The sequence below is a fragment of the Acidovorax sp. NN32 genome, from assembly GCF_057597245.1.
This window is the reverse complement of the sequence record NZ_CP199679.1, coordinates 5293409-5313413: the sequence shown is the minus strand read 5'-3', so window position 1 is coordinate 5313413 and position 20005 is coordinate 5293409. Positions and strand designations below refer to the sequence as shown.

Sequence of the window (20005 nt, the reverse complement as noted above, 5' to 3'; positions counted from 1 at the left end):
TTCAGGGGGATTCTTGTTGTGGATAGGAGGAACGGGGCTGGGCGGCGGATTGTAGCTTGTCAAATAGTTATCCACAATTTGAAAACTGCGGTGGTCAGAGGTGTTGATAGTCGTTCAGGGGGCGCTGTGGTGCTGGCGTGTACCCATTGAAAACCGCAGCTGTAATTGCCGTGAACCCGCGAAAAGCCGCGATAAAACAAGCCGAAACGTGATCCGGAGATAAGCCTGCCAGCCAAAAGGCATTGCCAGCAGCTGGCTAGCCTGCGATAATCTCGGGTTTCCCTGAATGTGTTCAGGGTGATTTGACCCGGCGCGCCGTTATTTCTGCCCCGTGGATCTGCCGCCAAAGTCCTGTTGTACAGGGCGTGGCTGCGCAGATTGCAGGGGGTTCAAGAGCAGCAGTCCGGAACTGAACCTCAAGGAATAGCACCATGAAACGTACTTATCAGCCCTCCAAGACGCGCCGCGCGCGCACCCACGGTTTCCTCGTCCGCATGAAGACCCGCGGCGGCCGTGCCGTTATCAACGCACGCCGCGCCAAGGGCCGCAAGCGCCTGGCCGTCTAAGGCCGCTACGGTCTACGGCCTGCTCCCCGCCTGTTCCCGGCTTGTACTGCCAGGTTCCAAACGGGGCGCTTGCATGCACAGGCTGAAAACCCGTCCGCAGTTCCAGGCCACCATGGCGGGGGGCACTGTCTCCCGTACAGCGCATTTTGTGCTGCACCGTCTGGTGCTGGATGCCGAAGGTGCTGCGGCTGACCGCCAAGCCAGTGCTGCTTTACCCACAGGGCCCGGCTCCTTGCCACAACAGCAAGGGCCGCAGGCCCTGTTTGCCGTGCAGGGCGTCTGGCTGGGTGCCATGGTGCCCAAGCGCTGGGCGCGCCGCGCGGTGACGCGTAACACGATCAAGCGACAGATCTACACCGTGGGCGCCACGTTTGAAGCGCGGCTCCCGCAGGCCGCCCATGTGGTGCGTCTGCGCACGGCGTTTGACCGCAAGCAGTTCGTGAGCGCTACGTCCGACCAGCTCAAGCAGGCGGTGCGGGCAGAGCTGTTGCAGCTGTTTGGCTACGCCGCACGGCGTGCAGGTGGGGCCGGTGCTGCTGCCCCCGCGCAGCAACAAGGTGGTGTTGCAGAGTCGGTGGTGCCATGCTGATGCAGCGCCTCTTGATCGGTGTCGTCAAGGGCTACCGGCTGTTCCTGAGCCCTTGGCTGGGTTCGTCATGCCGGTTTGAACCGACCTGCTCGGCCTATTCGCTGCAGGCGCTGGAGCAGCATGGCGCTGCGGCGGGTAGCTATCTCACGGTGCGCAGGCTGGTACGCTGCCACCCCTGGTGTGACGGGGGCCATGACCCGGTCCCGCAACAATTGCCGCGCAGCATGCGGCTTTTCTCGCGGCTTCATCCTTCCAACACCCAACCATCCTCACCAAAGAAGTCTTCATGAACGACATTCGCCGCACCATCCTGTGGGTGATTTTTGGCTTTTCCATGGTTCTGCTGTGGGACAAGTGGCAGCTGCACAACGGCAACAAGGCCACCTTTTTCCCCACCACGCCCGCTGTGACGGCACCCGCCGCTGCTGGCGCTGCGTCGGGCGCGACCGGGGCTGCCAGCGTGCCTTCCACGAGTGCACCCGTGGCCGCTGCAGCGACGGGGGCCTCCGCCGTGCCGGGCCAGCCAGCGGCTGCTGCGGCAGCACCTGCCCCCCGCGAGCGCATCGAAGTCAAGACCGACCTGTATCGACTGGTTTTTGACAGCGAAGGCGGCTCGCTCACGCATGCCGAGCTGCTCAAGCACGCCGACATGGCCGACAAGGCCCGCAATTTCCTGTTGCTGGACGAAAGCGCCCAGCGCGTTTATGTGGCGCAAACCGGCCTGATCGGTGGCACGTTCCCCACCCACAAGACTGCCATGACCGTGGTGCCCGGCCCGCGTGAACTCAAGGACGGTGAAGATGAAATCAGCGTTCGCTTCGAATCGCCTGCACAGGGCGGCGTGAAGCTGGTCAAGACCTGGACCATCAAGCGTGGCGCCTATGACATCGCGGTCAAGCACGACATCGTCAATACGGGCAGCGCAGCGGTGTCGCCCCAGCTGTACCTGCAATTGGTGCGCGATGGCAACAAGCCTCCCGGAGAGTCGTCGTTCTACTCCACCTTCACCGGCCCGGCCGTCTACACCGACGCCAAGAAGTACCAGAAGATCGAGTTCAAGGACATCGACAACGGCAAGATCGACATCCCCAAGGACTCGCCCAACGGCTACGTGGCCATGGTGCAGCATTACTTCGCCACAGCGTGGCTGCTGGCCGACGGTGTGCAGCGCGAGCCCTTCACCCGCAAGGTGGACACCAACCTGTACTCCGTGGGCATGCTGACCTCGCTGGGCGCCATCGAGCCCGGTGCCACCAAGACCATCGATGCGCGCCTGTTCGCTGGCCCGCAGGTCGAAACGATGATGGAAAAGCTGTACCCCGGCCTGGAGCTGGTCAAGGACTATGGCTGGCTCACCATCCTGTCCAAGCCGCTGTACTGGCTGCTGGACCAGCTGCACAAGCTGCTGAACAACTGGGGCTGGTCCATCGTCGCCCTGGTGCTGTTGCTCAAGATCGCGTTCTACTGGCTCAACGCCAAGGCCTACGCCAGCATGGCCAAGATGAAGGCCATCAACCCCAAGATCATGGAGATGCGCGAGCGCCTGAAGGACAAGCCGCAGCAGATGCAGCAGGAGATGATGCGCATCTACCGCGAGGAGAAGGTCAACCCGATGGGCGGCTGCTTCCCTATCATGATCCAGATCCCTGTGTTCATTGCGCTGTACTGGGTGCTGCTGTCCAGCGTGGAAATGCGCAATGCGCCCTGGATCGGCTGGATCCACGACCTCTCAACGCCGGATCCGTTCTTCATCCTGCCCTTGCTGATGACGGCCAGCTCGCTGCTGCAGACAGCCCTGAACCCCGCGCCGCCAGACCCGATGCAGGCCAAGATGATGTGGTTCATGCCGCTGATCTTCAGCGTGATGTTCTTCTTCTTCCCGGCCGGCCTGGTGCTGTACTGGCTGACCAACAACATCCTGTCGATTGCGCAGCAGTGGCTCATCAACACCCGCATGGGCGTGCCACCGCAATTTAACTTGCCGAAGTTCAAGTGATGCCGCAGCGGCAACGCTGACATCAATGAACTGACTCCCGAAAGGCCGCGCAAGCGGCCTTTTTTCTTGCCCATCCACCCTGTACAGTCACCACCATGCTTGCCCGCCACCAAGACCCCATCGTCGCCATCGCCACCGCCCCGGGGCGTGGGGCCGTCGGCATCGTGCGCGTGTCAGGGCGCGGGTTGGATGCGCTGGTGCAGGCGGTTTGCGGGCGCACCCTCAAGCCCCGCGAGGCCACCTACCTGCCCTTTCGCGATGCGCAGGGCCAGGCCATCGACCAGGGGCTGGCGCTGTACTTTCCCGGCCCGCACAGCTACACCGGCGAAGACGTGCTGGAGCTGCAGGCCCACGGCGGCCCGGTGGTGCTGCAACTGCTGCTGGCACGCTGCCTGGAGGCGGGTGCCGCCACCGACCCTGCTACCGGCCAGCCCAATCTGCGCGGCTTGCGCGTCGCCCAGCCGGGCGAGTTCACCGAGCGCGCCTTTCTGAACGACAAGATCGACCTGGCCCAGGCCGAGGCGATTGCCGACCTGATCGACGCCAGCACCGAGGCGGCTGCCCGCAGCGCCAGCCGCTCGCTGACCGGGGCTTTTTCGGCCGAGATCCATGGCCTGCGTGATGCCCTCATCCACCTGCGCATGCTGGTGGAGGCCACGCTGGACTTCCCTGAGGAAGAAATCGACTTCCTGCGCAAGGCAGATGCGCATGGACAGCTATCGAATTTGCAGCAAACATTGGCCTCTGTGATGCAGCGGGCGCGCCAGGGCGCGCTGCTGCGCGAGGGCATCAAGGTGGTGATCGCAGGCCAGCCCAATGCCGGTAAAAGCTCGTTGCTCAACGCACTGGCGGGGGCCGAGCTGGCCATCGTCACCCCCATTGCAGGCACCACCCGCGACAAGGTGCAGCAGACCATCCAGATCGAAGGTGTGCCCCTGCACATCATCGACACCGCCGGCCTGCGCGACAGCGAGGACGAGGTGGAGCGCATCGGCATCGCCCGCGCCTGGGACGAGATTGCCGGGGCCGACGCGGTGCTGTTCCTGCATGACCTGGAGCGTGCGGATGCTCCTGAATACATAGCTGGTGACGCCGATATAGCAAGCGCCATGGCCCAAAAAATGCCCAAGAGCGTTCCCGTGATTGACGTCTGGAACAAGCTCGACCGGGCGCCAGGGGCGGCTGCGGCGGCGGGTGAAAACGCCCGGCCTGGCGTGCACCTGTCTGCCCGGACGGGCGAGGGCCTGGATGGTCTGCGGCGCCTGCTTCTGGAAGTAGCCGGCTGGCAGTCTGCGCCGGAAGGCCTCTACATTGCCCGCGCCCGGCATGTGGAGGCACTGCAGGCCGTGGGGGCTCACCTGCAAGAGGCGGCCGACCAGCTGCAGGCACCGGGCCCGGCGCTGGATCTGCTGGCCGAAGAGCTGCGCCTGGCCCAGAATGCCCTCAGCGCCATCACCGGCGAGTTCAGCTCGGACGACCTGCTGGGCGTCATTTTTTCCAGTTTTTGTATTGGCAAATAGGCCCGCAGAAGGGCCGCTGCTCGCGCAGGTAGAACGGGTTTGCATCCGACCAGGGCGCACAGGCCGCCGCCTGTCGCTTATGTTGTAAATGGACGTAAACAGCGCTTGTGCGCAATCTGTAACAAGGGTACTTTCGGCAAACCATGAATGTTCCCACGCCTGTTGTTTCCAAGGTAGACCTGCAAGGTCTGATCGATGCCATCGCACAGGCCAGTGCCGACGACAGCATGACCAACCCGCTGACCCAGGCGCAGTGGGACATCCTCTCGTCTTACCTTTTGCCCGTGGTCATGCCCGCCGGACAGGTGTTGTTCATGCAGGGCGCTACAGACCGCACCTTGTACCTGGTGGAAAGCGGCAGCCTGAGCGTGCACTACCAGGACGAAAAAGAGCGCTTGCGTCTGGCGATCGTCGGGGCAGGCTCCGTGGTGGGCGAAGGTGCGTTTTTCTCGCACCGCTCCCGCAGCGCCACCGTGCAGGCCAGCGCGCCCTGCAAGCTGTGGAGCCTGACCGCCATCCGCTTCACCGAACTTTCCATCCGCCAGCCTGCCATTGCGCTGGGCCTGGTGATGGCCGCTGGGGCGGTACTGGCCAAGCGGCTGGGCAATCGCCGCCGCCGCGTTGCGGCCACCTGACAGACCACCGATGTGGTGGTGGCCTGCGGGCTTTTGCGGGGCAAGAATGGGTGTACAGCAAGTTACACTCAATTTGGATTTTTCTGGCGCCGTCCCGTAGAAAGCAAGCCATGTCTCTGTTCAGTTGGTTTAGCCGCAAACCTGCTCCCCCCAAGCCCCGGCCCATGGCCGAACCGTCGGGCCTGTTGAATGCCGATGCCACGGTACCGCTCTCGCCAGGCCGCCAGGGCAAACCGCTGGTGGAGCCCCTGCCTCCCGAGCACGCCGCCAACCGCAAGAACGAACGCATGGAGCGCCGCGAGCTGCTCTACACGGTGGTCCGCGACGCGATGGTGCGGGCCGGTGTGCTGTCGGCCAGCTACAAGTTCAAGGTGCTGTCGCTGGACCAGCGGGGGCGCCAGTTTCTGGTCATGATGGACCTGGCGCGTGAATACGGTGGAGAAACTGTGCGCCTGTCCGAAATCGAGGCGCTGATTGCCCAGACGGCCAAAACCCGCTACGACATCCTGGTAACCGCCGTGTACTGGCGCATCAATGACCACGTGGCAGTGGGTATCCCCCAGAAGGGGGTTGCGCCCCAGGGGGCTTCCCTGCAGGCAGCGCCACCGCTGGCCCGGCGGCCGGTTCCGGTGGCTACGGCACCCGCTCCGGTGGTGGCCACCCCGGCCCGCCCGGTGGCGCCCGTGCCGACAGCCGCCGCCACGGCCCCCGCGCCACTGCGCCCTCCCCTGGCTGCTCCGGCGGTTGCGCCTGCTGCGGCGCCCACTGCGCCCGCCGCCGCACCACGCCCAGCACCACGGTACGAACCCATCGAGGCGGACGAAGTGGCGGCGTTCAAGCGCGCCCTGGCCTCGGCGGCAGGCACCACCGCCGCAGTGCCGCTGGCAGCGGCCAAGCCCGGTGTGCCTGTGCGTTCGGGGCCTTTGCTGCCGCCTTCGCAGCCCACGGGGTTTGAAGACACCGAAATGCCCGGGTCCGATGGCCCCGCGCCGGACCTGAGCAGCACCCAGTACGGCGAGCTGAACTGAACTGACCCTGCGGGCCGCAGTTCGTCGGACTCTGGGCGGCCGTGATCAGTGGCCCTCGAAGTCCACCAGCGTGTACAGCGGCAGGCCGGATTCGCGCAGCCGTTTGGAGCCTCCCAGCTCGGGCAGGTCCACGATGGCGGCGCCCTCGGTCACCGTCGCGCCCAGTTTCTCCAGCAGCTTGCGGCCCGCCATCATCGTGCCGCCCGTGGCAATGAGGTCATCGATCAGCAGCACGCGGTCGCCTGCCTTTACGGCGTCGGTGTGCAGTTCCACCGTGGCGCTGCCGTATTCAAGTTCATAGGTTTCCTCTACCGTGGTGAAGGGTAGCTTGCCCTTCTTGCGGATGGGCACAAAACCCACGTTGAGTTCATAGGCCACCACGGCACCCAGGATGAAGCCGCGTGCATCCAGCCCGGCCACCACATCCGGGCGCAGCGCCTTGTCCATGTAGCGGTGCACAAAGGCGTCGATCAGCACGCGGAACACCTTGGGGTCCTGCAGCAGCGGGGTGATGTCCCGGAACTGCACACCGGGTGCGGGCCAGTCGGGTACGGTGCGGATGTGCTGGCGGAGGTATTCGTTGACGCTGAGTGGCTGCATGGGATCGAGGGGGTAAAGAAAGGCTGCACGCGCAAACGTGCGCAGGCCAAAGGCCGTTGTGGGGCAAAGTGTATCCAGCCGGGGGTGGGTGCCCTGGGGGTGTGCCCGGAGCGCTGCAAGCCCCCATAATGTTTCCGTGCTGTTACACCCTTGGTAACGCCCCCCGTTGGACCACTCCACAACGCCGATCGGCCATGCCCATCTCCATCCTGCTGATCGAAAGCGATCATCACCACGCGCAGGCGGTGGTGGATGCGCTCGCAGACCCCTGGTCCGGCTGGCGGGTGGATGTGGCTCAGTCGCTGGCGCAGGCCCGGGACCACCTGGAGCACAGCAGGCCGGACATTGTGCTGGCGGCGCAGCGCAGCGTCGATGGCTCGGCCTTTGACCTGCTGCGGCTGCTCGATGGCGTCCCGGCCATGATCATCGTGCGCAAGGGCGCCGAGACCCATGCGGCCCAGGCCCTGCGCCACGGCTTTGATGACTATGCTGTGCAGGACCCTGCGCTGGACTATCTGCTGACCCTGCCCGCGCAGATCGATGCGGTGCTGGAGCGCAGTTCCAGCGCCCGTGCCCGGCTGGTGGCAGAGGCCATGCTGACGCGCCAGCACCGGTTGCTGCAGGCGATATCGCTCGCTCAGGCCATGTTCATCGCCAGTTCGGGCCCGCGCGCCGCGTTCGAGGCCCTGCTCAAGGAGCTGATGTCGCTCACGCAAAGTGCCTTTGGCCTGGTGGGCCAGGTACAACGTGCCGCTGATGGGCATCCCTTCCTGCGGGTGCATGCGATGACGGACATCAGTTGGGATGAGGCCTCCCATGCCCTCTATGCCCAGCACGCAGAAGAAGGCATGGTGTTCGACAACCTGCGGTCCCTGGTGGGCGCGGCGCTGGTGTCGGGCGAGCCGGTGCTCACCAACGATGCAGGCCACGACACGCGCAGCGCGGGCACGCCCCCGGGCCATCCCCCGCTGCACACCTACCTGGGGCTGCCTATCCATGCGGCGGGCGAACTGGTGGCCATGGTGGGCCTGGCCAATCGGCCCGAGGGGTATTCGGCGGCAGACGTGCAGTTTCTCCAGCCCCTGCTCAACACCGTGGGCCAGCTGGAAATGGCCCGCCGAGCCGAGCTGGCGCGCAGCGCGGTTGAGGTGGAACTCGCGCGCACCAGCGCGTTGCTGGCGGAGAAGACGCGCGCCCTCGAAGGCACGCTGGCCAGCGTGTCGCAAGGCATTACCAACGTGGATGCGGAGGGACGTATCCGGGTCTACAACCGGCGCTATCTGGAGCTGCTCGACCTGCCCGAATCCCTGCTGGCCGCCCAGCCCAAGGTCGAGGACGTGGTGCGGTTTCAGACCGAACGGGGCGATTTCGGCACGGGGTTTGAGCTGATAGAACCCACGGCGCGCAACTATGTGGCGTCGGAATATGCGGCCCACGGTGGCAAGCTCACCATGCCGGACACCTATGTGCGGCGCACCCACAACGGCCGCTACATCGAAGTGCGCACCCGGGCCCTGGAGCCAGGGGGGCGCGTGCGCACTTTCACGGACGTGACCGACTACCTGAGCACCCTGGAGGCCTTGCGCCTGAGCGAATCGCGCTGGCGCAGCCTCACCCACCTGTCCTCCGACTGGTACTGGGAGCAGGATGCGCAGTTCCGCTTTGTGCGCCTGGACGGCAGCCCCTACAACGACGCCGGTGTACCCGACGAAATGCACTACGGGCGCACGCGCTGGGAGCTGCCCAATACCTTTGTGAGCGAGGGCCAATGGAGGGAGCACCGCAGGCAACTGGAGGCGCACGAGGTGTTCCACGACTTTGAAATGCAGCGCCTGACCGAAGACGGAAAGCCCGTGTGGGTCTCCATCAGCGGGGAGCCCATCTTTGATGGTGCTGGCCAGTTCACGGGCTACCGGGGCGTGGCGCGCGACATCACCGAACGCAAGCTGGCCGAGGCCGAGATCCAGCGCCTGGCCTTTTATGACGAACTCACAGGCCTGCCCAACCGGCGACTGCTCATGGACCGGCTGGACCGTGCGGCCAACGCGTGCGCGCGGGAGCGCTGCCACGGGGCCTTGCTGTTCCTGGACCTCGACAACTTCAAGGCCGTCAACGACACCATGGGCCACGAGTGGGGCGACCGGCTGCTGGTGCAGGTAGGCGGGCGCATCGGCGCCTGCGTGCGCGCCACCGACACGGTGGCGCGTTTGGGTGGCGACGAATTCGTGGTGGTGCTGCAGGGCCTCCACGCCGAGGTGGACGTTGCGGCCGCCGAAGCCGAGGCCGTGGCGCAAAAGGTGCTGGCGGCGCTGAACGAGCCCTACGTGGTGCAAAACAGCGAAGTGCACAGCACGCCCAGCATTGGCATTGCCCTTTTTCGCGGTGTGCAGCTGCCGGTGCAGGAGCTGCTCCAGCGCGCCGATCTGGCCATGTACCAGGCCAAGGCGCAGGGCCGCAACACGCTGTGTTTCTTTGACCCCGCCATGCAGGCGGCGGCGTCTGCGAGGTCGGCGCTGGAAGGCGACATGCGGCAGGGCATTCTGCGCAACGAGTTCCTGCTGCACTACCAGCCGGTGGTGAACGAGGCCGGCAAGGTGCTGGGGGCCGAGGCGCTGGTGCGCTGGAACCACCCGCAGCGCGGCATGGTGCCTCCCGGCGACTTCATCCCCCTGGCAGAGCAGACCGGACTGATCCTGGCGCTAGGGCGCCAGGTGCTGACCATGGCCTGCCGCCAGCTGGCGCTCTGGGCAACAGCGCCGCACACTGCGGACTGGACCGTGGCCGTGAACGTGAGCGCGCAGGAGTTTCGCCAACCCGGCTTTGCCGATGAAGTGCTCAGCGTGCTGCGCGATTGCGGGGCGGACCCGGCCCACCTCAAGCTCGAACTGACCGAAAGCCTGCTGCTGCATGACGTGGAAGACAGCATCCTCAAGATGCAGGCACTGCGCACGCTCGGCGTGGGCTTCTCGCTGGACGACTTTGGCACGGGCTATTCGAGCCTGAGCTACCTCAAGCGCCTGCCACTGGACCAGCTCAAAATCGACCAGAGCTTTGTGCGCGACGTGCTCACCGACCCCAACGACGCCACCATCGCCTGCACCATCATCACCCTGGCCCACAGCCTGGGCCTGGACGTGGTGGCCGAAGGGGTGGAAACCGAAGGGCAGCGCGCGTTCCTGTTGCGCAACGGTTGCCAGCAGTTCCAGGGCTATCTGTTCGGGCGGCCAGGGCCCGCCGAGCTTTTGTAATTTGCTATTAAATATATAGCTATTGACGCTTGATAGATAAGCGCTAGGGCCATATTTAGTTCAAATTTTGGCGCCAGCCTCAGCCACTGGCACGCACTAGGCGAGAGATGCCAAGCAAGGGCCGCCCCGCAGCGAGGGCATCGTCCCCCTTCCCGGAGCGCGTAGCGCGTAGAGAGAAGGGGGAAGGCACGCAGTGCCTCAGGGGGATGTACCCTGCTACCCCCGCAACAACTTGTCCTCCGCCAGTGCCAGCGCCGCCGGGTGCCCTGAGAGCACCAGCGTGTCGCCTTCGGCCAGCTGTGCGTCGTCCTCCGCTGCGCTGATGTGGCCGTTGCCACGCCGCAGGTTCACCACCCGAACGCCCATGGCGGGCAGGGCCAGCTGGCCCAGGCTGCGGCCCAGGGCTGTGGAGCCGGGCGGCAGGTTGATGGTGGACAGGCGTTCTTGGTCGCGCTCGTTGGCCGTGTCGTCGTCGGCGCCGTGGAAGTAGCCGCGCAGCAGGTTGTAGCGCGCATCGCGCTGGTCCTGCACCAGGCGCAGCACGCGGCGCATGGGCACGCCCACCAGGGCCAGCGCGTGGCTGGCGAGCATTAGCGAGCCTTCGATGGCCTCGGGCACGACCTCGGTGGCGCCCGCCTCTTGCAGCTTGTCCAGGTGCAGGTCGTCCTGCGTGCGCACCACCACGGGCACCTGCGGTGCGTGCGAGCGCGCGTTGGCCAGCACCTTCAGGGCGGCCGGCACGTCGATGTAGGTGATCGCCACCGCGCTGGCACGCACCAGGCCAGCGGCCATCAGCGCCTGCAGGCGGGTGGCGTCGCCATACACCACCGAATCGCCCGCAGCGGCGGCCTGGCGCACACGGTCCGGGTCCAGGTCCAGCGCCATATAGGGGATGCCTTCATGCTCCAGCATGCGCGCCAGGTTTTGTCCGCAGCGGCCGTAGCCGCAGATGATCACGTGTTTGCTGGTGTTGATGGATTTGCGCGCGATGGACGTCATCTGCAGCGACTGCTGCAGCCAGTCGCTGGCCACCAGCTTCATTACGATGCGGTTGCTGTACATGATGAGAAACGGCGTCGCCAGCATCGACAGCACCATGGCGGCCAGGATGGGGTTCATCAGCGCGGGCTGCACCAGCCCGTTGGCCTGCGTGAGCGACAGCAGCACAAATCCGAACTCCCCCGCCTGGGCCAGGTAGAGCCCGGTGCGCAGGGCCACGCCCGTGGTGGCCCCCATGCTGCGGGCCAGCACCAGGATGATCCCCAGCTTGACCACCAGCGGCACCGTCAGCAGGGCCAGCACCAGCGCCCAGCGGTCCACCAGGATGTGCCAGTCCAGCATCATGCCGATGGTGATGAAGAACAGGCCCAGCAGCACGTCGTGAAACGGGCGGATGTCCGTGCCCACCTGGTGCTTGTACTCCGTCTCGGACACCAGCACGCCCGCGATGAAGGCGCCCAGCGCCAGGCTCAGCCCCGCCAGTTCGGTCAGCCAGGCCAGGCCCAGCGTGATCAGCAGCAGGTTGAGCATGAACAGCTCCTCGCTCTTGCGCCGCGCCACCAGCGTGAGCCACCAGCGCATGAACCGCTGCCCGCCCGTGAGCAGAATGCCCACCAGCACCGTGGCCTTGACCAGCGCCCACGCCAGCGCGGTCAGCAGCTGGTCTGACGAGGAACTCAGCGCGGGGATCAACACCAGCAGCGGCACCACGGCCAGATCCTGGAACAGCAGAATGCCCATCACGCGGCGGCCATGTTCGCTTTCGAGCTCGGCCCGCTCGGCCATGAGCTTGACCACAATGGCCGTGCTGCTCATCGCCATCACGCCCGAGAGCGCCAGCGCCGTCTGCCAGCCCATATCCCACACGCCGCCCACCCAGCGGGAGAGCACCAGTGCCGCGCCGGTGACCACCACCATCGTCAGCACCACCTGCATCAGCCCCAGGCCGAACACCTGGCGCCGCATGGCGCGCAGCTTGGGCAGGCTGAACTCCAGCCCGATGGCGAACATCAAGAACACCACGCCAAACTCGCCCAGGTGCCGCACCCCTTCCGAGTTCTGCGTCAGCGCCAGCGCATGGGGGCCAATGAGCACCCCCGCAGCCAGGTAGCCGAGCATGGGTGGCAGCTTGAGGCTGCGGCAGACCACAACACCCAGCACTGCGGCCAACAGGTAAAGCAAGGTGAGGGCGAGTGAGGACATGGTTCGATGCTATCCGAGCCTTCCTGCGGCCCTCGGTGTTTTCTGTCCGAAGCAGGGTCCATGCCAGAGCCAGGGCAAAAAATCTGCCACCCGCGCAGGCATGCCCGGTCGATAGAATCCACCGGATGATCCCTGTGCCCGCCACGCTGCCCCTTTTTGACGCCGAACAGGCCCTGCGCCTGGCCCGCGAGACCTTTGACATTGAGGCGGCGGCGCTGACCGGGCTGGCGGCCCGCGTCGATGGCGTGTTTGCCGAGGCTGTGTTGATGGTGCTGCAGGCCCGTGGCCGTGTGGTGGTGATGGGCATGGGCAAAAGCGGCCACGTGGGCCGCAAGATTGCAGCCACGCTGGCATCTACGGGCACGCCGGCGTTTTTTGTGCACCCGGCCGAGGCCAGCCACGGCGATCTGGGCATGGTCACGGGCGACGACCTGGTCCTGGCGATCTCCAACAGTGGCGAAAGTGGTGAACTGACGGCCATCCTGCCCGTGCTCAAGCGCCTGGGCGCCCCGCTGATCGCGATGACCGGCGGGCTGCAGTCCACGCTCGCCCGCCATGCCGACCTGGTGCTCGACTGCAGCGTGGAGCGTGAGGCCTGTCCCCTGAACCTGGCCCCCACCGCCAGCACCACGGCCCAGCTGGCCATGGGTGACGCGCTGGCCGTAGCCCTGCTCGACGCCCGGGGCTTCCGCCCTGAAGACTTTGCCCGTTCGCACCCTGGCGGTGCGCTGGGGCGCAAGCTGCTCACCCATGTGAGCGATGTCATGCGCACCGGCAGCGAGGTGCCGCGTGTGGCGCCCGACGCCTCCTTCAGCGACCTTATGCGCGAAATGAGTGCCAAGGGCCTGGGCGCCTCGGCCATCGTGGATGCTGCTGGCCAGGTGCTGGGCATCTTCACCGACGGCGACCTGCGCCGCCGCATTGAGGCCGGGGCCGACCTGCGCACGGCCACGGCGGGCCAGGTCATGCACCCCCACCCGCGCCGCATTGCCCCGGATGCCCTTGCGGTGGACGCCGCCGAAATGATGGAGGCGCATGCCATCACCAGCGTGCTGGTGGTGGATGCGGGAGGGGTGCTCACGGGGGTGGTGCACATCGGCGACCTGATGCGAGCCAAAGTCATATGACCTCATTGGATAGGACCCCCCTGAGTCGCTTCGCGCCTTCCCCCCTTGAAGGGGAGACGCACCCCCTGGCCCGGCGAAGCCGGTTCCACGGGTGCACTGGCTTTGGCCGTGCTTGTTCAAACGCTGCGTGATGACTTCTGACGTGACCTTTCCGGTGCTGCAATTTCCCCCCGAGCTGCTGCTGCGCGCCCAGAGCGTGCGTATCGCTTTCTTTGATGTCGATGGCGTTCTGACCGATGGCGGCCTGTATTTCAGCGAATCGGGCGAAACGCTCAAGCGCTTCAATACGCTGGACGGGCATGGGCTCAAGCTGCTGCAAAAGGCAGGCATCACGCCTGCGGTCATCACGGGCCGCGACTCCGCACCGCTGCGCGTGCGCCTGAAGGCGCTGGGGGTCGAACACGCGGTGTTCGGCACCGAAGACAAACGCCCCGCCGCTGAGCAGATGCTGGCCACGCTGGGGCTGGACTGGTCCCAGGCTGCTGCGATGGGTGACGACTGGCCCGACCTGCCGGTGATGCGCCGCAGTGCTTTCGCGTGCGCCCCGGCCAACGCCCAGGCCGAAGTGCGCCACGCCGCCCATTTTGTGACGCAGGCCCGGGGCGGCGATGGTGCCGCGCGCGAACTGTGTGATCTGCTGCTGGTGGCCTCGGGCCGCTATGCCGCACTGCTGGCGGAGTACACCGCATGAACCGGGGTTTTCTGCGCTCTTTCCCCACCTGCCAGGTTGTCGTGCCTAGCCCGGAGGCAACACCGTGATGCGCAACTGGGTCCGCCAGGGCTGGGAACAGTTCTCGCTCTATCTGCCCGTCGTGCTCATGGGGCTGCTGGCGCTGGGCACCTGGTGGCTGGTGCGCAACGCGCCCATGCCCCTGCTGCCTGCCATCGAGCGCCAACAAGGCAACCAGCCCGACTATTTCATGAAGTCGTTCTCGGTAAAAAGCTTTGACGCGAGCGGGCGCCTGCAAAGCGAAGTGCAGGGCGAAGAAGCGCGGCACTACCCCGACTCCGACACGCTGGAGATCGACAAAGCGCGCATGCGCTCGGTGACGCCGCAGGGCCGCCTCACCGTGGCCACGGCAGACCGCGCCCTGACCAACGCCGATGGTTCGGAGGTGCAGCTGTTTGGAAATGCCATCGTCACGCGCGAGCCCCTGCCCGCCAAGCCTGGGTCACCCGCCCAGCCTCGGCTGGAGTTCCGCAGCGAATTCCTGCACGCCTACACCAACACCGAGCGCGTGCGTTCCGACAAGCCCGTCACCCTCACGCGCGGCAATGATCGCTTCACGGCCGACGGCATGGACTACGACAACCTCGACCAGGTGCTGCAGCTGCGCGGACGTGTGCGTGGCGTGCTCCAGCCTGGCGCGGCCAAACCCTAGTACGCGTTGCCCACGTCCGGAACCTGCATGACCACTCCCCTTGTCTTCATCACCGGCGCGTCCAGCGGCATCGGCCAGGCCCTGGCCCTGCGCTTTCACCGGTCGGGCTACCGCCTGGCCCTGGTGGCGCGCCGCACCTCTGAGGTCAAAACATGGGCTAGCGCTCAAGGAATAAGCGCTGACAGCTACGAAATTTATAGTGCAGATGTGGCCGTGACCGACAGCATCGTTGCTGCGGGCCGCGATTGCATCGCACGCCAAGGGGTGCCTGACGTGGTCATTGCCAATGCGGGCATCAGTGTGGGCATGGACACGGCAGTGCGCGACGACATCGAGGTGATGGCACGCACCTTTGCCACCAACAACATCGGCGTGGCGGCCACCTTCCATCCCTTTGCGGACGCGATGGCGCAGCGTGGCAGCGGCACGCTGGTGGGCATCGGCAGCGTGGCAGGCATCCGTGGCCTGCCCGGGCATGGTGCGTATTGCGCCAGCAAGGCGGCCGTCATCAGCTACTGCGAGAGCCTGCGCGGGGAGATGCGCCCCCACGGAGTGCGTGTGGTCACCATTTCTCCGGGCTACATCGACACGCCGCTCACCCGCCAGAACCGCTACAGCATGCCGTTTCTGATGCAGGCCGATGATTTTGCGGACCGTGCCTTCCGGGCCATCACGGCCGGTGTCAGCTACCGGGTCATCCCCTGGCAAATGGGGGTGGTTGCCAAGTTGCTGCGCATGGTGCCGAACGTGCTGTTCGACAAGCTGCTGGCCGGGCGCCCGCGCAAGCGGCGGCAGAGCGAGCAGTAGCTCCTAGGTCCACCGGAGGTGGTTTTTGGCCGCCGGTTCGGGGCGGTCCTGGCTGCGATAGAAGCAAGACGTGGCGGTCGTGCATGAAAAAGCCCCCGAGGGGGCTTTCAGAGAAACGTCACTGGCCTGCTTCAGTAGCCGTTGCCACCACCGCCACCATAGCCGCCACCACCGCCGTTGCGGCCACCGCCGCCACCGCCGTTGCGGGAGCCAGAGCCGTAGGGGCTGCGGAATCCGCCTTCGCTGCGGCCACCGCCACCACCGCCGCCGTAACCGCCGCCACCCTCGCGGCCGCCGCCATAACCACCACCGCCGCCGCCTTCACGGCCACCGCCGTAACCGCCGCCACCACTGCGACCACCGCCGCCGCCGTAACCGCCACCACCGCCGCCAAATCCGCCACTGCGGGGTGGGCGGGGCTCCATGGGGCGTGCTTCGTTCACGACGATGCTGCGGCCACCCAGTGGCTGGCCATTCATGCCATTGATGGCGGCCTGGGCTTCCGCGTCACTGCCCATTTCCACGAAACCAAAGCCCTTGGAGCGGCCTGTGTCGCGCTCCATCATGACCTTGGCGCTGGTCACTGCGCCGAATTGGCCAAAGGCCTGTTCGAGATCGCTGTCGCGCACCGAGTACGGCAGGTTGCCGACGTACAGTTTGTTGCCCATTGAGGGACTCCTCAAAAACACATGGAAAAAGCGATGGAGTCCCGAAAACGCAGCCAGCTAATCTCAATGACGCTCTCAGCGCGAAACTGACGGATCACCGCAAACTTTAAGCGGGGGAAACCCCGCTGGCTCATTATGCGCCACACTTTTGCGGAAAAAGCAAGCGGCAATGCCGACTGTGGTGGCGATGCCGCGCAGGCATGAAAAAAGGAGCCCAGGGGCTCCTTTGTTTTGCCTTTGGCAGACCGCAAAGGTCTGCCAGCAAGGTCTTTTTAGTAGCTGCTACGGCCACCGCCGTAACCACCACCACCGCCGCCGCCGCTACGGCCACCGCCGTAACCGCCGCCACCACCGCCGTAGCCGCCGCCACCACCGTTGCCGCCGCCGAAGCCGCCGCTACGGGGAGCGCGGGGCTCCATGGGACGGGCTTCGTTGACCACGAGGTCACGGCCGCCGAAATTGGTGCCATGCACGCCTTGGATGGCGGCTTGGGCTTCAGCATCGCTGCCCATTTCGACAAAGCCGAAACCCTTGGAGCGGCCGGTGTCGCGCTCCATCATGACCTTGGCGCTGCCGACCGAGCCGTACTGGCTGAAGGTCTGTTGCAGATCTTCGTCGCGGAAAGAGTAGGGCAGGTTGCCCACGTAAAGTTTGTTGCCCATGAAGGACTCCTGAAAAAACACAAAAACGCGATGGAGTCCGACGCAATCAACAAACCTGTGACGACTTCAAAGACGCGAAACTGACCATTCACCGCTAAGCTAACTGCTTTCCTGCAAGCAGAAAAGCGAACCCATTATTAATCACTTTATGAGGCGTGTGGGGTTTATTTCTGGATCAAGCCATCCATCCTGCACAAATTTGTGGGTATTTTGGAGCGTGCAACGGCGGTTTTCAGGGGAAACCCGCAGGGTCTGAACAGCCACCCGAACCTGGCCCGTCGCCACCTTTCGGCAACCACCCGCCTGTTTTCCCTGTCGGAAGCAGGGTAAAATCCGCGAGTCTTTGGGGAGTAGCCCGCCCGGCTGCGCAATGCGCCGGGGGCATGCGTCAACACACTTGGGTTCTTCGAAACCTATGGCGTATGCGGCTTTTGAGCTGGGCGAGACCATTGACTGCAAACCGATCCACATGGCCGGAGTCGGGGTGCAGTCAATGCGTTTTCCACCCATCCGGCCGGATAGGACCCCCTCCCCCATGGAAGCCTTCTTCATTTCTACCGCCATCGTCGCGCTCGCCGAGATGGGCGACAAGACGCAGCTGCTCGCGCTCGTGCTGGCCGCACGTTTTCGCAAACCCTGGCCGATCGTGCTTGGCATCCTGGTGGCGACCGTGGTGAATCACGGCCTGGCCGGGGCTTTGGGTGCCTGGGTGACCACGTTCCTCGGCCCCCAGGTGCTGCGCTGGATCCTGGGTGCGTCGTTCATCGCCATGGCGGTGTGGATGCTGATCCCCGACAAGCTGGACGAAGGCGAAGCCGACGGATCGCCACGCTGGGGGGTGTTTGGCACCACCGTGGTCGCATTCTTCCTGGCCGAAATGGGCGACAAGACCCAGATCGCCACCGTCATGCTGGCCGCGCAGTACAACGCCTACCTGTGGGTGGTGGCGGGCACCACGCTCGGCATGATGATCGCCAACGCGCCGGTGGTATGGCTGGGCGAGCGCATCACTCGCCGCGTGCCCATTCGCGCCGTCCATGTGGTCTCGGCGGTGATTTTTCTGGTGCTGGGGCTGGTGGCGATCTTCACGCCCGCCGGGTGAGCAGCAGCGGCCGTTTTGGTATATTTGCCAGACGCGCCGATTTGCCACAGCTTGCGGGCGCTTTATAAATCCTGCTAAAGACCCGTCCGACACATCCGCCCGGCCTCGTTTTTAGCGACGCCGGGTTTTTTTATGTCGTTTCTTGCCACGCCCCAGTCCATGCATTTTCCGGAGGTCCTGCCGCTGCAAAGCGGTGCGTCCATCCGCGACTACCACCTGGCTTACGAGACCTACGGCACGCTCAATGCCGACCGCTCCAATGCCGTGCTCGTGTGCCACGCCCTCAATGCCTCGCATCATGTAGCAGGCGTCTACGCCGGGCAGGACAAGAGTGAGGGCTGGTGGGACAACATGATCGGCCCCGGCAAGCCCGTGGACACCGACCGCTTCTTCGTGATCGGCGTGAACAACCTGGGCTCCTGCTTTGGCTCCACCGGCCCCATGCACAACCATCCCGATACGGGCGAGGTCTATGGCGCGGACTTCCCGGTGGTCACGGTGGAAGACTGGGTCAACGCCCAGGCCCGCCTGCTCGACCGCCTGGGTATCGAGCAACTGGCCGCCGTGCTGGGTGGTAGCCTGGGCGGCATGCAGGCACTTTCGTGGACGCTGCAGTACCCCGAGCGCATGCGCCACGCGGTGGTGGTGGCCAGCGCCCCCAACCTCACAGCCGAGAACATTGCCTTCAACGAAGTGGCCCGCCGCGCCATCGTGACCGACCCGGACTTCCACGGCGGCCACTTTTACCGCCACGGCGTGATCCCCAAGCGTGGCCTGCGCATCGCCCGCATGATCGGTCACATCACGTACCTGAGCGACGACGTGATGAACGAGAAGTTCGGCCGGCAGCTGCGCGAAGGCCTGGAGCTGAAATACAGCACGCAGGACATCGAGTTCCAGATCGAAAGCTACCTGCGCTACCAGGGCGACAAGTTCAGCGACTACTTCGACGCCAACACTTACCTGCTCATCACCCGGGCGCTGGACTACTTCGACCCCGCGCGCACCCATGCCGGCAACCTCACGCGGGCCCTGGCCCGGGCGCAGGCCAGGTTCCTGCTGGTGAGCTTCACCACCGACTGGCGCTTCTCACCCAAGCGCAGCCGCGAGATCGTGAAGGCCTTGCTCGACAACCGTCGCAGCGTGAGCTACGCCGAGATCGACGCGCCCCACGGGCACGATGCCTTTTTGCTCGATGACGCCCGGTACATGGGCGTCATGCGCTCTTACTTCGATAGCATTGCCAAGGAGTTGCAACCATGACCGAAAAAGCGGCGATGCAAGCCTTGGCGCGCCTGGTGCCCCCCGGCTCGCGCGTGCTCGACCTGGGCTGTGGCAACGGCGCCATGCTCGACTACCTGCAGCGCGAGCGCGGCTGCAGCGGCTATGGCGTGGAGATCGACGACGCCAACGTGCTGGCCTGCGTGCAGCGCGGCGTGGATGTGATCCAGCTCAACCTCGACGAGGGGCTGGCGATGTTTGGCGACAACAGCTTTGACGTGGTGCTGCAGATCGACACGCTGCAGCACCTGCGCAATGCCGAAACCATGCTGCGCGAGACAGCGCGTGTGGGCCGCACGGGTGTGGTGGCCTTCCCTAACTTTGCGCACTGGCCCAACCGCCTGTCCATCCTGCGCGGGCGCATGCCGGTGACGCGGCGCCTGCCCTACCAGTGGTACGACACGCCCAACATCCGCGTGGGCACCTACAAAGACTTCGAAGTGCTGGCCACCAAGAACAGCCTGCGCATCCTCGACTCCTTCGGGCTGCAGGACGGGCAAGAGGTGCGCTGGCTGCCTAATGCACGCGCGGGCACGGCCGTTTTTCACTTCGAACACGCGTAGGCATCCTCGCGACACGACGCTGTCAAACG

19 protein-coding genes and 1 riboswitch are annotated in these 20005 nt (G+C 65.3%); of the genes, 15 read left to right on the top strand and 4 right to left on the bottom strand.

The window, feature by feature from the left end; genetic code table 11:
* Nucleotides 1–431 precede the first annotated feature (431 nt).
* From rpmH to ACT89O_RS24530, 7 genes are all read left to right on the top strand, one after another.
* A complete protein-coding gene (gene rpmH / locus ACT89O_RS24560) occupies nucleotides 432–566 on the top strand; it encodes a 50S ribosomal protein L34 (RefSeq protein WP_005798102.1) in 135 nt (44 codons plus the stop codon).
* A gap of 73 nt (nucleotides 567–639) precedes the next feature.
* Nucleotides 640–1155: a ribonuclease P protein component gene (locus tag ACT89O_RS24555; RefSeq protein ID WP_487261463.1), complete on the top strand. Its 516-nt coding sequence runs from the start codon at nucleotides 640–642 to the stop codon at nucleotides 1153–1155.
* Nucleotides 1152–1445, top strand: a complete 294-nt coding sequence (yidD, locus tag ACT89O_RS24550; RefSeq protein WP_055401258.1) for a membrane protein insertion efficiency factor YidD — start codon at nucleotides 1152–1154, stop codon at nucleotides 1443–1445. Before ACT89O_RS24555 ends, yidD begins: the two co-directional genes overlap by 4 nt.
* Entirely contained in the window at nucleotides 1442–3151 is a 1710-nt protein-coding gene (gene yidC, locus ACT89O_RS24545; protein WP_121421705.1) for a membrane protein insertase YidC, read from the top strand. Before yidD ends, yidC begins: the two co-directional genes overlap by 4 nt.
* A 95-nt stretch (nucleotides 3152–3246) precedes the next feature.
* Nucleotides 3247–4671, top strand: coding sequence for a tRNA uridine-5-carboxymethylaminomethyl(34) synthesis GTPase MnmE (gene mnmE / locus ACT89O_RS24540; RefSeq protein ID WP_487261462.1), 1425 nt, complete (start codon nucleotides 3247–3249; stop codon nucleotides 4669–4671).
* A gap of 143 nt (nucleotides 4672–4814) precedes the next feature.
* On the top strand, nucleotides 4815–5306 hold the full coding sequence (locus ACT89O_RS24535; RefSeq protein WP_487261461.1) for a Crp/Fnr family transcriptional regulator: 492 nt from the start codon (nucleotides 4815–4817) through the stop codon (nucleotides 5304–5306).
* Nucleotides 5307–5416: 110 nt separating this feature from the next.
* A complete protein-coding gene (locus ACT89O_RS24530) occupies nucleotides 5417–6334 on the top strand; it encodes a hypothetical protein (protein ID WP_055401235.1) in 918 nt (305 codons plus the stop codon).
* A 45-nt stretch (nucleotides 6335–6379) separates the two neighbouring features.
* Here ACT89O_RS24530 and ACT89O_RS24525 read toward each other — a convergent pair whose 3' ends face one another.
* The gene (locus tag ACT89O_RS24525; RefSeq protein WP_121421703.1) at nucleotides 6380–6934 is read right to left on the bottom strand and encodes an adenine phosphoribosyltransferase; all 555 of its coding nucleotides are present in this window, start codon (nucleotides 6932–6934) and stop codon (nucleotides 6380–6382) included.
* Nucleotides 6935–7128: 194 nt separating this feature from the next.
* Here ACT89O_RS24525 and ACT89O_RS24520 point away from each other — a divergent pair, with 194 nt between their 5' ends.
* Nucleotides 7129–10182, top strand: coding sequence for an EAL domain-containing protein (locus ACT89O_RS24520; RefSeq protein WP_487261460.1), 3054 nt, complete (start codon nucleotides 7129–7131; stop codon nucleotides 10180–10182).
* 216 nt (nucleotides 10183–10398) lie between these two features.
* Here the strand turns inward: ACT89O_RS24520 and ACT89O_RS24515 are convergent, their stop codons facing one another.
* Nucleotides 10399–12384 (bottom strand): monovalent cation:proton antiporter family protein, encoded by a 1986-nt coding sequence (locus ACT89O_RS24515; protein WP_055401241.1) that lies wholly within the window; start codon nucleotides 12382–12384, stop codon nucleotides 10399–10401.
* A gap of 125 nt (nucleotides 12385–12509) precedes the next feature.
* On the opposite strand from ACT89O_RS24515, the gene ACT89O_RS24510 reads away from it, so the two are divergent.
* From ACT89O_RS24510 to ACT89O_RS24495, 4 genes are all read left to right on the top strand, one after another.
* Nucleotides 12510–13511: a KpsF/GutQ family sugar-phosphate isomerase gene (locus ACT89O_RS24510; RefSeq protein ID WP_487261459.1), complete on the top strand. Its 1002-nt coding sequence runs from the start codon at nucleotides 12510–12512 to the stop codon at nucleotides 13509–13511.
* Nucleotides 13512–13641: 130 nt separating this feature from the next.
* Nucleotides 13642–14202 (top strand): KdsC family phosphatase, encoded by a 561-nt coding sequence (locus tag ACT89O_RS24505; protein ID WP_487261458.1) that lies wholly within the window; start codon nucleotides 13642–13644, stop codon nucleotides 14200–14202.
* A 67-nt stretch (nucleotides 14203–14269) separates the two neighbouring features.
* Nucleotides 14270–14893, top strand: a complete 624-nt coding sequence (gene lptC, locus ACT89O_RS24500) for an LPS export ABC transporter periplasmic protein LptC (RefSeq protein ID WP_121421699.1) — start codon at nucleotides 14270–14272, stop codon at nucleotides 14891–14893.
* A 27-nt stretch (nucleotides 14894–14920) separates the two neighbouring features.
* On the top strand, nucleotides 14921–15700 hold the full coding sequence (locus tag ACT89O_RS24495) for an SDR family oxidoreductase (RefSeq protein ID WP_121508089.1): 780 nt from the start codon (nucleotides 14921–14923) through the stop codon (nucleotides 15698–15700).
* A gap of 131 nt (nucleotides 15701–15831) precedes the next feature.
* Here the strand turns inward: ACT89O_RS24495 and rbp (ACT89O_RS24490) are convergent, their stop codons facing one another.
* Both rbp (ACT89O_RS24490) and rbp (ACT89O_RS24485) read right to left on the bottom strand, forming a co-directional pair.
* Nucleotides 15832–16368 (bottom strand): RNA-binding regulator, encoded by a 537-nt coding sequence (gene rbp, locus ACT89O_RS24490; protein ID WP_121508090.1) that lies wholly within the window; start codon nucleotides 16366–16368, stop codon nucleotides 15832–15834.
* Nucleotides 16369–16640: 272 nt separating this feature from the next.
* Complete coding sequence (rbp, locus tag ACT89O_RS24485; protein ID WP_057271457.1) at nucleotides 16641–17030, bottom strand: RNA-binding regulator; 390 nt, start codon at nucleotides 17028–17030, stop codon at nucleotides 16641–16643.
* Between the two features lie 333 nt (nucleotides 17031–17363).
* A riboswitch (yybP-ykoY riboswitch) is annotated at nucleotides 17364–17556 on the top strand.
* A gap of 9 nt (nucleotides 17557–17565) precedes the next feature.
* Here rbp (ACT89O_RS24485) and ACT89O_RS24480 point away from each other — a divergent pair.
* From ACT89O_RS24480 to metW, 3 genes are all read left to right on the top strand, one after another.
* A complete protein-coding gene (locus ACT89O_RS24480; protein WP_487261457.1) occupies nucleotides 17566–18132 on the top strand; it encodes a TMEM165/GDT1 family protein in 567 nt (188 codons plus the stop codon).
* A gap of 132 nt (nucleotides 18133–18264) precedes the next feature.
* The gene (metX, locus tag ACT89O_RS24475) at nucleotides 18265–19395 is read left to right on the top strand and encodes a homoserine O-succinyltransferase MetX (protein WP_487261456.1); all 1131 of its coding nucleotides are present in this window, start codon (nucleotides 18265–18267) and stop codon (nucleotides 19393–19395) included.
* Entirely contained in the window at nucleotides 19392–19976 is a 585-nt protein-coding gene (metW, locus tag ACT89O_RS24470) for a methionine biosynthesis protein MetW (protein WP_056056781.1), read from the top strand. The genes metX and metW overlap by 4 nt, the downstream gene beginning before the upstream one ends.
* Nucleotides 19977–20005: the final 29 nt, after the last annotated feature.